The sequence below is a fragment of the Klenkia sesuvii genome (assembly GCF_037083825.1).
GTDB classification, from domain to species: Bacteria; Actinomycetota; Actinomycetes; order Mycobacteriales; family Geodermatophilaceae; genus Klenkia; species Klenkia sesuvii.
Map to the genome: position 1 here is coordinate 127,709 of NZ_JBAPLU010000008.1, position 13,793 is coordinate 141,501.

Annotated in this window: 15 protein-coding genes; 5 read left to right on the forward strand and 10 right to left on the reverse strand. The window is 76.9% G+C overall.

Features of this window, described 5'->3' with window-relative positions; all coding sequences use genetic code 11:
• Nucleotides 1-13 precede the first annotated feature (13 nt).
• The 3 genes from TEK04_RS10120 to TEK04_RS10130 form a co-directional block, all read right to left on the reverse strand.
• On the reverse strand, nt 14-670 hold the full coding sequence (locus tag TEK04_RS10120; protein ID WP_336404211.1) for a PH domain-containing protein: 657 nt from the start codon (nt 668-670) through the stop codon (nt 14-16).
• A 25-nt stretch (nt 671-695) separates the two neighbouring features.
• Complete coding sequence (locus tag TEK04_RS10125) at nt 696-854, reverse strand: hypothetical protein (protein ID WP_336404213.1); 159 nt, start codon at nt 852-854, stop codon at nt 696-698.
• Between the two features lie 140 nt (nt 855-994).
• Nucleotides 995-1,615, reverse strand: a complete 621-nt coding sequence (locus TEK04_RS10130) for a DUF6758 family protein (RefSeq protein WP_336404214.1) — start codon at nt 1,613-1,615, stop codon at nt 995-997.
• Nucleotides 1,616-1,738: 123 nt separating this feature from the next.
• Between TEK04_RS10130 and TEK04_RS10135 the strand changes: the two genes are divergently transcribed.
• Nucleotides 1,739-2,146, forward strand: coding sequence for an NUDIX hydrolase (locus tag TEK04_RS10135; RefSeq protein WP_336404215.1), 408 nt, complete (start codon nt 1,739-1,741; stop codon nt 2,144-2,146).
• Here the strand turns inward: TEK04_RS10135 and TEK04_RS10140 are convergent, their stop codons facing one another.
• Nucleotides 2,147-2,773, reverse strand: a complete 627-nt coding sequence (locus tag TEK04_RS10140) for a MaoC family dehydratase (protein WP_336404216.1) — start codon at nt 2,771-2,773, stop codon at nt 2,147-2,149. It lies immediately after the preceding gene.
• Between TEK04_RS10140 and TEK04_RS10145 the strand changes: the two genes are divergently transcribed.
• A complete protein-coding gene (locus tag TEK04_RS10145) occupies nt 2,737-3,225 on the forward strand; it encodes a hypothetical protein (protein WP_336404217.1) in 489 nt (162 codons plus the stop codon). The genes TEK04_RS10140 and TEK04_RS10145 overlap by 37 nt on opposite strands.
• Complete coding sequence (locus TEK04_RS10150; RefSeq protein ID WP_336404218.1) at nt 3,222-4,163, forward strand: MFS transporter permease; 942 nt, start codon at nt 3,222-3,224, stop codon at nt 4,161-4,163. Before TEK04_RS10145 ends, TEK04_RS10150 begins: the two co-directional genes overlap by 4 nt.
• A gap of 7 nt (nt 4,164-4,170) precedes the next feature.
• Here the strand turns inward: TEK04_RS10150 and TEK04_RS10155 are convergent, their stop codons facing one another.
• Nucleotides 4,171-4,464: a WXG100 family type VII secretion target gene (locus tag TEK04_RS10155; protein WP_336404219.1), complete on the reverse strand. Its 294-nt coding sequence runs from the start codon at nt 4,462-4,464 to the stop codon at nt 4,171-4,173.
• 151 nt (nt 4,465-4,615) lie between these two features.
• On the opposite strand from TEK04_RS10155, the gene TEK04_RS10160 reads away from it, so the two are divergent.
• Entirely contained in the window at nt 4,616-8,587 is a 3,972-nt protein-coding gene (locus TEK04_RS10160; protein WP_336404220.1) for an FtsK/SpoIIIE domain-containing protein, read from the forward strand.
• A gap of 18 nt (nt 8,588-8,605) precedes the next feature.
• On the opposite strand, the gene TEK04_RS10165 is transcribed toward TEK04_RS10160, so the two are convergent.
• From TEK04_RS10165 to TEK04_RS10180, 4 genes are read right to left on the reverse strand one after another with little or no spacing between them, the layout of a single operon-like run.
• A complete protein-coding gene (locus TEK04_RS10165; protein ID WP_336404221.1) occupies nt 8,606-9,106 on the reverse strand; it encodes a DUF6912 family protein in 501 nt (166 codons plus the stop codon).
• 10 nt (nt 9,107-9,116) lie between these two features.
• Nucleotides 9,117-10,577: a WS/DGAT/MGAT family O-acyltransferase gene (locus TEK04_RS10170; protein WP_336404222.1), complete on the reverse strand. Its 1,461-nt coding sequence runs from the start codon at nt 10,575-10,577 to the stop codon at nt 9,117-9,119.
• Between the two features lie 41 nt (nt 10,578-10,618).
• Complete coding sequence (locus TEK04_RS10175) at nt 10,619-11,908, reverse strand: CpaE/TadZ family protein (RefSeq protein WP_336404223.1); 1,290 nt, start codon at nt 11,906-11,908, stop codon at nt 10,619-10,621.
• A complete protein-coding gene (locus TEK04_RS10180; protein WP_336404224.1) occupies nt 11,908-12,705 on the reverse strand; it encodes an SAF domain-containing protein in 798 nt (265 codons plus the stop codon). The genes TEK04_RS10175 and TEK04_RS10180 overlap by 1 nt, the downstream gene beginning before the upstream one ends.
• 186 nt (nt 12,706-12,891) lie before the next feature.
• Between TEK04_RS10180 and TEK04_RS10185 the strand changes: the two genes are divergently transcribed.
• Nucleotides 12,892-13,137, forward strand: a complete 246-nt coding sequence (locus tag TEK04_RS10185; protein ID WP_336404225.1) for a helix-turn-helix domain-containing protein — start codon at nt 12,892-12,894, stop codon at nt 13,135-13,137.
• A gap of 7 nt (nt 13,138-13,144) precedes the next feature.
• Here the strand turns inward: TEK04_RS10185 and TEK04_RS10190 are convergent, their stop codons facing one another.
• Entirely contained in the window at nt 13,145-13,714 is a 570-nt protein-coding gene (locus TEK04_RS10190; RefSeq protein WP_336404227.1) for a hypothetical protein, read from the reverse strand.
• Nucleotides 13,715-13,793: the final 79 nt, after the last annotated feature.

Here is a 13,793-nt window from a genome sequence, read left to right on the forward strand (position 1 = left end):
CCCGATGCGCAGCTCAGCGCGGGCGGGGGTACCGACTGCGGAAGCCCGGGATGGGGCCGGTGGCGTGCCGGCCGGCGGTCGGTGCGGCCGGGCGCGGCGCGGGTGGGCGTCCCGGCAGCGCGACGCCGTCCTCGTCCTCGGAGCCGCCGCGGGAGCCGCCGTCGGTGGGGAACAGCAGCTCGCTGATGTCGTCGTAGATCTTCTTCGCGTCGGGCAGGTAGGTGATCTGGGACAGCGCCTGGTCCTGACCGGCCGACTCGAACCGGAACCCGCCGTAGCCGAGCACCTGCCCGACCAGGGTCTCCTGGTAGGTGAGGTCGGTGATCCGGCGCAGCGGCATGACCGCGACCTTGCGCACCACCACGCCGGAGGTGAGCAGCACCCGGCGCTTGGTCACCAGGAAGTGCCGGATCCACCACTCGGCGAAGGCCAGCCCCAGGTACCCCAGCGCGCCGAGCGCGACGGCGAGCCCGAGCACGACCGTGAACCGGTTGTCGGGGTCCAGGGCCAGCACCCACACCCCGAGCACGAGGACCGGCAGCCCCCGCACCCCGGGCCGCACGAGGGCTGCCCAGTGCCGGCGCTGGTTGACCACCGCCTGCTCCCCGGGCAGCAGGTAGCGCGCGGCGTCGCGCCCCAGGGGTGCGCTCGTCGTGCGCGACCCGCTCATGCCACCACCGCGGCCGACGGGCGGCTCAGAACAGCGAGCCGACGAAGGTCGCCAACTGGCCGGCGGCGTCGGCCAGGGCCGTCCCGGTGGTGCGGACGATGTCGGCCGACCGCTCGGGCTGGGAGATCACGTAGAACAGCACGAAGGCGACCACGACGAAGCTCAGCAGCTTCTTGACGTTCACCCGACACCCTCTCCTCGGGTTCTGGGGATCCAGACCGACGTGGGCCCGCGCGGCCGGGGAGGACCGCGGTCACATGGGTAACACACGGCGCAGCCGTCACGACTGCGACACGCCCGGGGGCCGGCCGGACCGGCACCCGGTCACCGCCCCGGGAGCAGGTGCTCCCCGGGCGGACCCAGGGGCAGGTCCGGGGGCACCCGGTCGCGCAGGTCGGTGAGCACGAAGTCCTCGGCCAGCAGCCACGCGGCGGCGGCCGGCCAGGTCACCAGCCACAACCACACCCCGTAGGCCTCGCCCACGAACACCGACCGGTCGTCGGTGGTGGGCACCGACCACAGCGGCGCCCGCTGCCCGGCCGCCTGCACGGCCGCCGACGACGGCCCGCCCACCAGCTCCCCCGGGTCCAACCAGGGCAGGCCCGCGTACCCGGCCCCGAACCCGGTGCCCGGCTCCTCGGCCACCAGCACCAGCTCGGCCGGCCCACCCAGCGGCGCCGGCCCGGCGCAGTCGACGACGATGCCGCGGGCGCCGGGTTCGCCACCCCACGCCACCCCGGTGACCGTCCAGCCCGCCGGCATGGGGTCGGGTACCCAGGCCGGCACGAACGCGTCGAGGCAGACCGCGGTGAGCGTGTCGTGGGACAGCACCGCCGAGTGGTGCAGCGGGGTGACCGCCGCGTGCAGGTGGCACCACGCCTCGTCCGACCCGGGCCGCACCACGAGGTCCTCCCCGCACCGCGGGCACACCGGGCCGATGTTCATCGTGCCCACCGTCGCGGGCGGCGCCGTCTCCTGTCAACGCCCGCGGTCGCCACGGTCGCGGGCGCTGGGTTCGCGGGCGCTGGGTTCGCGGGCGCTGGGTTCGCGGGCGCTAGGTTCGCGGGCGTGGACGGGTTGGTCGCCTGCGTCGGGGCCGTGGTGCACGACCCCGACGGTCGGCTGCTCGTGGTGCAGCGCGCCCACGACCCCGACCGCGGGGCCTGGTCGGTCCCCGGCGGCCGGGTCGAAGCCGGGGAGGACGACGCCACCGCCGTGGTCCGGGAGGTGCGCGAGGAGACCGGGCTGCACGTGCGGGCCGGGGCCGTGGCCGGGCGCGTGCTCGTGCCGGCCGCGCGACCGCGGTACGCCGTGGTGGACCTGGTCTGCACGCTCGTGGACCCCGCGGCCACCCCGGTGGCCGGGGACGACGCCGCGGCCGCGGCGTTCGTCGACCGGGCCACCCTCGAGGGCCTGCGGTGCACCCCGGGCCTGCTCAGCGCACTGGGTGGGTGGGGGTTGCTGCCGCGCTGCTGATCAGCGGCGGACCGGCTCCGGGCGGCCCGGCTGCTCGCCGCCGCGGGCCTCGCCGTAGGAGCGCTTGGGCACCATGACCTTGCGCCGGAAGACGCATACGACCGTGCCGTCCTGCTTGTAGCCGATGGTCTCGACGTGGACGACGCCCCGGTCGTCCTTGGACCGGGACTCCGTCTTGTCCAGCACCGTGGTCTCGCCGTAGATGGTGTCCCCGTGGAAGGTCGGCGCCACGTGCTTGAGCGACTCGACCTCGAGGTTGGCGATGGCCTTGCCGCTGACGTCGGCCACGCTCATGCCCAGCAGGAGCGAGTACACGTAGTTGCCGACGACGACGTTCCTGCCGAAGTCGGTGGTCTCCGCGGCGTAGTGGGCGTCCATGTGCAGCGGGTGGTGGTTCATGGTGATGAGGCAGAACAGGTGGTCGTCGTACTCGGTGACCGTCTTCCCGGGCCAGTGCTTGTAGACCGCACCGACCTCGAACTCCTCGTAGTACCTGCCGAACTGCACGGATGCACTCCTGTCGTCGTTGACCTGGGTGTTCGTCGGGTCGCTCGCCGACCCGGTCGCGCCGGCGATCCTACGATGGGCGGGTGCCCGTCCAGACCGCGCCCGACCTCGAGGCCCCACCGCAGGTGGAGCGGCTGTCGCCCAGCGGGCGGCGGGCCCGGCTGGCGGCGGCCGCCGTCGTGCTCGCGCTGCTGCTGACCGGCACGGTGTGGGGCGATGACTCCGAGTTCCCCTTCGGCCCCTTCCGCATGTACTCCACCCGCGCCGACCCCGACGCCCCCGTCGTGTCCACCCGCGTCGTCGGCGTGACCGCCGACGAGGAGGAGGTGCGGTTGTCCGGCGGCGAGGTGGGCCTGCGCCGCGCGGAGTTCGAGGGCCAGCTGCCCCGCCTGGTGGCCGACCCCTCGCTGCTGGGGTTGGTCGCGGAGTCCTACGAGGCCGCGCACCCCGGCGGGCCCGAGCTCGTGCGGGTCGAGGTGGTGCAGCGTCGGTTCGAGCTGGCCGGCGGTGAGCGCACCGGCGCCTACACCGACGACGTCCTGGTCGGCTACGACCTGGCGGCCGGCTCGTGAGCACCGCCGCACCGGCCGGGCCGGGGACGGCACCCGCCGTGCCGCTCACCCCGCGCTGGTGGTTCCGCCCCGTGCCGCTGGCCCGCGTCGCGGTCTTCCGCGTGATCGCCTACCTGTTCATCCCGGTCGACGTCTTCCTCACCACCGCCTGGGTCCGGGCGCACGCCGACGTCCCGACCGAGTTCTACCAACCGCTGGTCGTCGGCCGGCTGCTGCACCTGCCCACGCCGACCCACACGGTGGTGCTGGTGGTGCAGTGGGCCCTGGTGGTCGCCGCCGTGCTGGCCGCCACCGGCCGGGCACCCCGGGTGCTGGGCTGGGCCGTCTTCCTCCTCTACGCGGAGTGGATGGTCATCGCGATGAGCTACGGCAAGGTCGACCACGACCGCATCGCCTACCTCGTCGCCCTGGCCGTCCTGCCCACGATCGGGCGGGCGCCGTGGCGCGACCGGCGCTCGTCGGAGGCCGCCGGTTTCGGGATGGCCGCGGTGCTGGTCACCGTGATGCTCACCTACTTCCTGGCCGCCTGGGCCAAGATGCGCTTCGGCGGGTGGGACTGGGCCACGGGCGCCACGCTCACCCGCGCCGTCGTCCGCCGGGGCACCGACCTGTCGCTGTGGACCCTCGACGTGGCCTGGCTCCTGCCCGCCGCGCAGTGGGCGATGCTGGTGTTCGAGTTCGCCGCACCGCTGATGCTGCTGGTGCGCAGCGACCGGGCCCGGGTGGGGCTCGTGGTCTTCCTGCTCGGGTTCCACGTGATGGTCTACGCCGGCGTCGGCATCATCTTCCTGCCGCACTGCATCGCCATCCTCTCGATCCTGCCGTGGGAGCGGTTGCGCCGGTCCTCGCCGCCGACCGGGGCGGTCGGCGCGGTCGGCGCGGTCGGGGCGGTCGGCGCGGTCGCCGTCCCGGGTCGGGACGGCGACCCACCGGGCTGACCCGGGGTCAGACGAGCGCGCCGATGCGGGCGGCCAGCTCCGCCTCGTGCTGCTGGTAGGCGCTGCCGACGTCGGTCAGCAGGTCGCCCATGCCCGACAGCGCCTGGCTGACGCCCTGGCTGCTGGCCCGCCACTGGTCGTAGAGCCGACGGAACTCCAGTGCGGCGCTGCTGTCGGTCCAGCCGTCGGTCACCCCGGTGTCGATGCCGGCGGACAGCGTGGCCAGCCGCGAGGCCTGGTCCGCCGCCTCGCCGCGGCACTGCGCGGCCATGGACTGCAGGGTGGCGATGTCGACCTTCATGCTTCCTCCTCGGCCCGGGTACGTCCCGGTCGAGCGGGGACGGTAGGGCCGGCACCGACATCTCGCCGTTCGCCGTCCACAGGCCGAGCAGCCGTCCACAGATCCGCCGATCGACCCCCACGACGACCGTCCACCGGGCACCGTGCGGTCCGTGACCGGCTCGTCCCCGCCCCCGCCCACCGCCCGGTGCTGGACCCTGCACGCCGTCGGCGGACCGGTGGACGTCGAGGTGCGGGCCGCCGAGGACGCCGAGCTGGGCCTGGTGCGCGCCGCGCTGGCCGCGGCCGGCCTCCCTGCCGGCCCGGTGTTCTGCGGGCCCCACCAGCTCCCCGACACCGTCCCCCTCCACGACCCGCGGTTGCGGCACGGGGCGCAGCTGGGTGCCGGCCGAGCCGCCCCTGGCCACCGGGTGGAGGGCGCCCTGGAGGTGCAGGTCTGCGCGGGCCCCGGCGCCGGGCGCGTCCACCCGGTGCCGCACGGCCCGCTGGTGGTGGGGCGGGGCTCCGGCGGCCGGGCCGGCGGCGTCCTGCTGCCCGACCCGGAGGTGTCGCGCGCACACCTCGAGGTGGTCGTGGGCCGGGCGGGGGTCGCCGTCCGCGACCTCGGCTCGGCCAACGGCACCCGCTGGCAGACCGCCGGCGGCGTCGGGTCCGAGGTCGGCACCGAGCCCGAGCCGTGGCCACCCGGTGCGCTGGTCCGCCTGGGGTCGACCTCCCTGCGGCTGGCCGTCCCCGGCGGGCCGGCGCACCCGGGTGTGCCCGTCCCGGGCGGGCGGCTGCAGCTGCAGCCCGGCTCGCGGCCCCTGGCCCCGGCCGCCTCCGAGGTCGTGGTCGCGGTGCCCGAGGACCCGACCGAGCCGCCGCGGCGCGCCCCCGCGTGGATCGCGGTCCTGGTGCCGGCCGTGGCCGGTGGGGTGCTGGCGCTGGTGCTGTCCTCGCCGCACTTCCTGCTCTTCGCCCTGCTGGGGCCGCTGGTGGCCGCGGGCACGTGGGTGTCCGATCGGTGGACGGGGCGGCGGGGTCACCGCCAGCGTCGCGCCGAGCACGCGGCGGCGGTGGCCGTCGCCGATGCCGAGGTGTCCGCCGCCCTCACCGCCGAGGTGGGCCGGGCCGACGTCGCCGCGCCGGACCCCGCGGTGCTCGCCGCGGCGGCCCGACGGCGCACCGCCCCCCTCTGGAGCGGTACGCCAGGACCCGGGCTGACGGTGCGGCTCGGGCTGGGCGCCGGGCCCACCGGCGTCACCCGGGGGGCCGGGAACCCGGTGGTGGCGATGCTGCTGCCGGTGACCGTCGACCTGGCCAAGGCGGGTCTGCACCTCCGCGGACCCCGGACGACGGTGCTCGCCGTGGCGCGCGCGGTGGTCTGCCAGCTTGCCGCCCTGCACCCACCCGGCGCGCTCGTGCTCACGATCGTCGCCGGATCGCCGCACCGGGCCGCGTGGGGGTGGACCCGGTGGCTGCCGCACACCGGTCCGCCGGCACCCCCAGCCGGCCACGGCGCCCCGTGGCACCTCGTCGTGGTGGACAGCGGTGCCGACGAACCAGGGGGCGGGTGGCTGTGCCGGGCACGCGCCGCCGGGGCGGTCGTCGTCCAGGTCGGCCCGGGCGCAGCCGCCGCCCCCGGGGCGGTGGACCTGCAGGTGGTCGGCGAGACCGGTGGGCAGGCCCGGCTGACCCGGCCCGGCCACCCCGACCGCGTCGTCGACCTGGACCTGGTGGGCGTCGACGTCGCCACCCAGCTCGCGCTCGACCTGGCCCCGCTCACCGTGGCCGGCGGCCCCGGGGGCATCCCGTCCCAGGTGCGCTGGCGCGACCTGGTGCCCGGTGGCCCTCCTCGGTGGTCGCGGTCCCGCGCCCACCTCACGACCGTGCTGGGCGCAGGTGGCGACGGCCCGGTGGAGCTCGACCTGTGCCGCGACGGGCCGCACGGCCTCGTCGCCGGCACCACCGGCGCCGGCAAGTCCGAGCTGCTGCGCACCCTCGTGCTCGGACTGGCGCGGGCCCACCCGCCCGACCGGTGCAGCTTCCTGCTGGTGGACTACAAGGGCGGCGCCGCGTTCGCCGGTGTCGCCGACCTGCCGCACACCGTCGGCCTGCTCACCGACCTCGACGGGCCGGCCACCGGCCGCGCCCTGCGCTCCCTGGGCGCTGAGCTGAGCCGCCGGGAACGGCTGCTGGCCGAGCACGGGGCCCGCGAGCTGGCCGACCTGCCCGACCACGTGCTGCTGCCACGCCTGGTGATCGTCGTCGACGAGTTCGCCACCCTCGGCGACGAGCTGCCCGACTTCGTGCCGGGCCTGGTCGGCATCGCGCAGCGCGGCCGGTCGCTGGGCGTGCACCTGGTGCTGGCCACCCAGCGGCCCTCGGGCAGCGTCAGCCCCGAGATCCGCGCCAACTGCACCGTCCGGGTCTGCCTGCGCACCACCGACGAGGCCGGGTCGCGCGACGTCCTGGGGGTGCCCGACGCCGCGTGGCTCCCCGTCGACCGCCCCGGCCGGGCCCTGCTGCGGGTCGGCCCCGGTGACCCCGTGCTGCTGCAGGTGGCCCGGGTCGGGGTGGCCGCGGCCGGTCCTGGCAGCACCCCCGACGGCACCCCCGACGCTGCCGGGGTCGTCGTCCGGCGGTGGACCCGGCCGTGGGCCCGGCCGGACCCGGGTGACCCCGCCACGGCTCCCGCCGGGGCCGTCACCGACCTGGCCCACGAGGTGGCGCAGCTGCGGGCCGCGGCCGCGCAGCCCCCGGGGGTGCCAGCTCCCCCGCGGCCCTGGACACCGCCCCTGCCCGACCGGGTGGCCCTGCTCGAGCCGGGCCCAGCCCACCCGGCGCACGTGCTCGCCTGGGGCCTGGCCGACCACCCCGACCGGCAGCGCCAGGAACCGCTGCTGGTGGACCTGGCCCGCGGCGGCGGCTGGTTGGTGGTGGGCGGACCGGGCAGCGGGCGCACCACGGCGCTGCAGACCGCGCTCGCCGCGGCGTCCTCCCGGCTGTCCCCCGACCAGCTGCACGTGCACGTCGTCGACCACGCCGGGGGCGACCTGGGACACGCGGCGGTGGGGTTGCCGCACACGGGCACGACGGTCCACCGCGGTGACGGGCACCGGCTGCGGCGGCTGCTGGAGCGGCTGCAGGCAGAGGTGGACCGCCGGCGGCTGGCGCCCGGCCCGCATGCCCACCTGCTGCTGCTGGTCGACGGGTTGGACGCCGTGGCCGACGCACTCGAGGACGTCGCGCCGGGGGGCGGGGCGGCGGCCCTGCTGCGGGTGCTGCGCGAGGGCGCGGCCGTCGGGCTCACGGCGGTGCTGAGCGCCGACCGCGTCCTCCCCGGCAGCCGGCTGGCCGGCGCGGCCGCGCACCGCCTGGTCCTCCCGCTGCCCGACCTCGCCGACTACCCGGTGGCCGGGGTGCCCGTTGGCCGCGTGCCCCGCCACCGGCCCCCGGGACGGGCCCTGCTGGGTCCCGACGCGGTCGAGGTGCAGCTGGCCCTGCCCGGCGACCTGCCCGCGCCCGGTCGCTGCCGGGTTCCCGGGCGCGTGGAGGTGGTGGAGCTGACCGCCGACCCACCGTCCCCGGCCTCCCCACCGGGTGAGCTGGTGGTCGCCCTCGGACCCGGCGGGGACGACGGCGCACCGGTGGCGGTCGACCTGCGCCGCTGCGGTGGCCTGCTGGTGGCCGGCCCCGCGGGCAGCGGACGGAGCGCCACCCTGACCGCGGTGGGCCACCGGCTGGCCGGGGCCGGGACGGCGACGCTCACCGTCGCACCGGGCACGCCGGCGGAGGCGGTCACGGCGTGGGTCGCCGGGCTCGGCGGGAGCCCCGGGGTCGTGCTGGCCGACGACCTGGGCCGGCTCCCCGACCTGCTCCTGGACACCCTGGCCGCGGTCGTGGGGCCCGGTGGGCCGGCCGTCCTGGTGGCGGCGGCCACCCCGGCCGACGTGGCCGCCGCCTTCCGCGGGCCGGGCCCGGCGCTGCGCCGCACCCGGACGGCCCTGCTGCTGTGCCCCGCGCGCGGGGACGCCGAGCTGCTGGGCCTGCGGCTGCCCCGCGAGCGGTTGCCGACCCGCCCGGGTTCCGGCTGGTGGGTCACCCCGGACGGCGTGGTGCGGGTGCAGGTCTCCCGCCGGTGAGCAGCTCGTACGGCCGCCTCAGAGGAGGTCGAGGGCCGGCCCGATCTCCTGGGTGGCGTACCAGGCCAGCTCGTGGCCCTCCGCCTGGTCGACCACGAACTGCGCGTCCTCGCTGCCCAGGTCGGCCTCGAGGACCACCCGCACGGCCGCGGCGACGTCCGCCTCGGCCTCGGCCACGTCGACGTGCGCGCTGGCCACGTCGGGGAGGGCCACGTCGACGCCGGCGCGGGCCGCGCCGCGGTCGGTGTCGACGTCGGCCAGCGGGGTGACGGCGTCGTCGGGCAGGTCGGCGGCCAGCACGACCCGGCGCCGGGCCGCCACCGGGTCCAGGTCGAGCATCCGGAGACTGGCCCGGGCCGCAGCGGACAGCGCCGCGTACTCCAGCTCCTCCTCGTCGCCCTGCTCGTAGAACGCCCGCACCTCGGGCGTCACCGCGAACACCGTGAGGGGGCCGGGCAACCGGCCGTCGTCGAGCAGACGGCGCAGCACGGTGGTCGTCGCCGGGAGGTACACGCGCACCCGACCAGTGTCACCCACCCGGCGCCGCGTCCGACCCGGGCCCCCGGCGCACGGCGCCCGGGCCACCGGTGGTCTCGACCAGGTCGGCGACCTCCTGCTCGATGAGGTCGGCCAGCACGTCGACGTCGCCGACGGAGTCGCGGTCGGCGTTGAGCCCGAAGTAGACGGTCCCGTCGTAGCTGGTCAGCCCGATGGCCAGCCCCTGACCCCGGGCGAGGGGCACTACCGGGAAGACCTCGAGCATGCGCGCGCCCGAGGCGTACAGCGGCACCTGCGGACCCGGCACGTTGGTCACCACCAGGTTGAACAGCCGGCGCGAGAGGCCGCTGGCGGCCCGGGCGCCCAGCGCGTGCAGGGTGGGTGGGGCGAACCCGGACAGGGCCACCAGCGTGTCGGCCCCCACCGACTGGCTGCCCTGGGCGGCACCCCGCACCGCGTAGCCGATGCGGGCCACCCGCACCCGCGGGTTCGGCTCACCCACGGGCAGGTCCACCAGCAACGAGGACACCACCGTGCCGCCGGGCCCGTCGTCGTCGGCGGCCTCCTCGGGCCGCACCGACACCGGCACCAGCGCCCGCACCGACGTCGACCCGACGACCGGTTCACCACGCGACAGCAGCCACTCCCGCAGTGCCCCGGTCACGGTGGCCAGCAGCACGTCGTTGACCGTGCCGCCCAGCTCGCGGCGCACGGCCTTCAGCTGCTCGAGGTCCGCGCGCGCGACCGCCACCCGGCGCTGCCGGCCGATCGAGGCGTTGAGCGGACTGGTGGGCGCCGGCCGCACGGTGGTCCGCGCCAGCGCGGTCAGCAGCGACCCGGCCGTGCCGACCATCCGACCGGCCGTGGCCCGCAGGTCACCGGCCGCGGTGCGCACGGTCTCCAGGGCCGCCGTCGGACGCTGCACCACCTCCTCGACGGCCTCCCAGACCAGGGCGACCGGCCCGGGGGGACGGCGGGGGTGCCAGTCGTCGCGGGGCGCCGGCCGGTCGGCCGGGACCGGGGCGTCGTCGAGGATGACCTGGCCGATGTCGATGGCGTTGAGCCCGTCGACCAGCGCCGGGTGGGTCTTGGTGACCACCGCGATGCGGTCGTCGGCCAGCCCCTCCACCAGGTACATCTCCCACAGCGGACGGGCGTGGTCCAGCGGTCGGGCGGTGAGCCGGGCGACCAGGTCCAGCAGCTGCTCCTCGGTGCCCGGGCGGGGCAGCGCCGAGCGGCGCACGTGGTAGGTGACGTCGAAGTCGGGGTCGTCGACCCACGCCGGGTTGGCCAGGTGCCCGGGCACCTCGAGCACCTTCTGCCGGAAGCGCGGCACCAACGGCAGGCGGGACTGCACCAGGTCGACGAGGTCCTCGTGGTCCAGACCGCCGTGGGGGGACTCGAGCACCAGGAAGCCGGCGACGTGCATCGGCGTGTCGGGGTCCTCGAGGTAGAGGAACGACGCGTCCAGCGAGGTCAGGCGGTCGACCACGGTGCTCCTTCCGTCGCAGGCCCCGACCCTAGCCACACCGGTCAGGGACGGCGACGTCTGCGCGCGGGCAGCGGGGCACCGGTCAGCTCGGCGGCCAGCGCGCGCAGCGCGACCCGCAGCGGCGACCGCTCGGCGACCTCGGCCAGCGTCCGCCCGGCGGCCAGCGCCGCGTCGGTGGCGCGGCGGTCGGCGGGCAGGAACCCCACCACCCGCGTGCCGGTGAAGCGGGCGAGCGCCCCGCCGATCTCCGCCCGCGGGTCGCCGGGCACGGGGCCGCGGCGAACCTGGTTGACCAGCACCCCGGGGTCGACGTCGGGGAGCCCGTCGCGCAGCTGCCCGAGGGCCCGGATGGTCCGCTGCAGGGCCACCGGGTCGGCCCCGCTGACGCACAGCACGGTGTCGGCCTGCTCCAGCACCGTCGTGGTGACCCCGTTGCGGCGCGGGGCGCTGGTGTCGAACGAGAGCTCCTCGTCCTCCTCGACGCAGAACCCGCAGTCCACCACGGTCAGGGCGGTCAGCCGGCGGGCCTGGTCGAGCACCGTGGCCACCGCCTGCGGTCGCAGCTCGGGCCACCGGTCGGCGCGGGCGAGCCCGGTGAGCACCCGCAGTCGCGGACCCACCGCCCAGGCCAGTCGGGCCAACCGCGGGACGTCGAGAGTGCCGGCCGTGGCCTGCCGGGCCGCCGCGGCGATGCCCGGCGACTCGTCGAGCAGGCCCAGCACCTGGGCCACCACGCCGCCGTAGACGTCGGCGTCCACGAGCAGGGTCGGGACGCCGAGCCGCGCGGCCTCGTCGGCCAGCCCCACCGCGACCGTCGTGCGCCCCGGGGCACCGGTGGGCCCCCAGACGGCGACGACCCGGCCGCGACCGTCGGGACGGTCGGCGGGGTCCTCGGGCAGGCCCAGCACGGGCAGCGCCGCGCGTGGGTCGCCGACGTCGTGCCCCGCCCCGCTCCGCGCGTCCCCGGAGGAGCCGCCCACGGCCTCGCGCAGCGCAGCGGCGATGCGGGCGGCCTCGGCGTCGGCGGGGAGCACCCGTCCCACGCCGAGCTGGTGCAGACGCTGCGCGGCCTGGTCGTCACCGGGTTCGACCAGGCCCACGACGGCGACGCCGGCCGCGGTCAGGCGGGCGACCGCGTCGCCGTCCAACCGGCGGAGCTCGGCGGAGAGCAGCACCGCCTGCGCCGTGCCGGTCGTGGCGACGGCGAGCAGGTCGCCGACGTCCACGCACCGCCGGACGACGGTCACGCCGTGGTCGGCGCGGTCCAGCGCCCCGACGAGCTCGGACTCCCAGGCGGCGCCCGTGACGGCGGTGACGACCTGCAGCGCCATCAGGCGGTCGGCTCGGCGTCGGTCGGCACGGCACCGGTCGGCACGGCAGCGGTCGGCTCGGCACCGGTCGGCTCGGTGGACGGCTCGGACGACGGCACGGTGGTGGAGGTGCCGCCGTCGACGCCGTCACGGACGACGACCACCAGGGCCCGGCCCCCGATGCCGGCGAGCACCTCGGGCACCTGCGCAGCCGGAACGCCGACGACGACCTGGATGGTGCTGGCGCCGGTCGACAGCACCCCCTCGCCGCGGCCGGACACCGACTGCACGGTGGCCCCAGCGACGACCAGGTCGACCTCGCCGGTCACGTCGGTGGACCCGGCCGCGGGGTCGGCCACCGCGTAGACGTCGACCAGCTGCCCCCGGGCCAGCGACGGCGGGGCGTAGCCGGCCTGCACCGGCAGGGCAAGCTGCACGTCGTCGGCCGCGGGGTCCAGGGCCGAGCGCGGGAGCAGCTCGCCGGCACCGACCGCCCGGCCCAGCACCTGCCCGGCAGGGTCGGTCGAGGTGGCCAGGTAGCCCCCGGCTGCGGCGTCGAGGCGGACCTGGACCGCGACGAGGTCGTCGGCGGTGAGCACCGTCCCGGCCGCGAGGTCACCGGTGGCCGACCACACGGGCACCGTGGCGTCGGCGGCGCTGACCACCCGTGCGCCGACGAGCACCGAGCCGAGCACCAGGAGCACCCCCAGCACGAGGCGCAGGTCCAGCCACCGGGGCGGCCGCACCCGGCGCGGCGCGGGGCCCTCGGGTGCGGCATCGCGGTCGGCGGACACCGCTGGTCGTGCACTGGCGCTCATCGGTGTCCCCGTCCTTGCCTGTGGTCCCCGTCGGGCCCGTCCGCCCGCGATCAGCTGCAGATGATGGACCATGGATGCGTTCGCGTGCAGTGGTCGTCCACACCATCACCTGTGGATGCACCCGACCGGGTCATGCCGGAGGTGCCAGACTGGGTCGCGCCCCCCGCGAAGGAGACGACCCACCTGATGGCCACCCCGCGCTTCCTGACCCTCGACGACGTCGCCGAGACGCTCAACGTCTCGTGGTCCCAGGCGTACGCACTGGTCCGCCGCAAGGAGCTCATCGCCATCCAGATCGGTGGTCGCGGGCAGTGGCGGGTCGAGCGCGACGAGCTCGAGCGCTTCATCGCCCAGAAGTACGCCGAGGCCCGCGGGACGACGCCGCCCCCGCTGGAGTCCGCGCGCACCGAGGTGGCGCAGACCGCCGACTGACCCGGCCTCACGCCCCGCCGGGGGTCACCGACACCACGACCGCGACGGCCGCGAGGGCCACGGCCCGCACGGCCCGCACCGCTCCTCGTCGCCGGGGCTCGTCGAGGTGGTGCTCGGCCAGCTCCACGAAGTCGGCACCCACCCGGTCCAGGGTGCCGGCCAGCGCGGACCCGCCGTCCAGCAGCAGCTGGACGGGGGCCCGGTCGCGCACCAACCCGCGCACCGCCCGGCGCAGGTCCCAGGCGCGGGCCACCACGCCGTCGTCCTCGGGTGGGGCGGTCAGCGCGCCCAGCCCGGACACCGACTGCACCGCGGCCAGCGCCACCAGCAGGTCCCGCCCCCGCTCGTCGGTAAGCAGGACCCAGTCCACCCCCACGTCGACCAGGCGTCCGCGAACCACCCCGGCCCCTCGGCAGTCCAGCACGAGCTGGTGACCGCTCGCGCCCCGGAGCCGGTCGACCAGCCGCAGGGTGCCCGCGGCCGCCCGGGCGCGCGATCCCGCCTCGGCCTGCTCGACGGCTGACTCCTCCGCCTCGAACGCGGCCTCCAGCTCGGCGAACAGCTGCTCCCATCGCATGCGAGCACGGTACGTGGCGCCTCATTCATTCGTTTGCTTGTGTTTGCTGTCGATGACCGTGTTAGCGTGCGTTCGAACA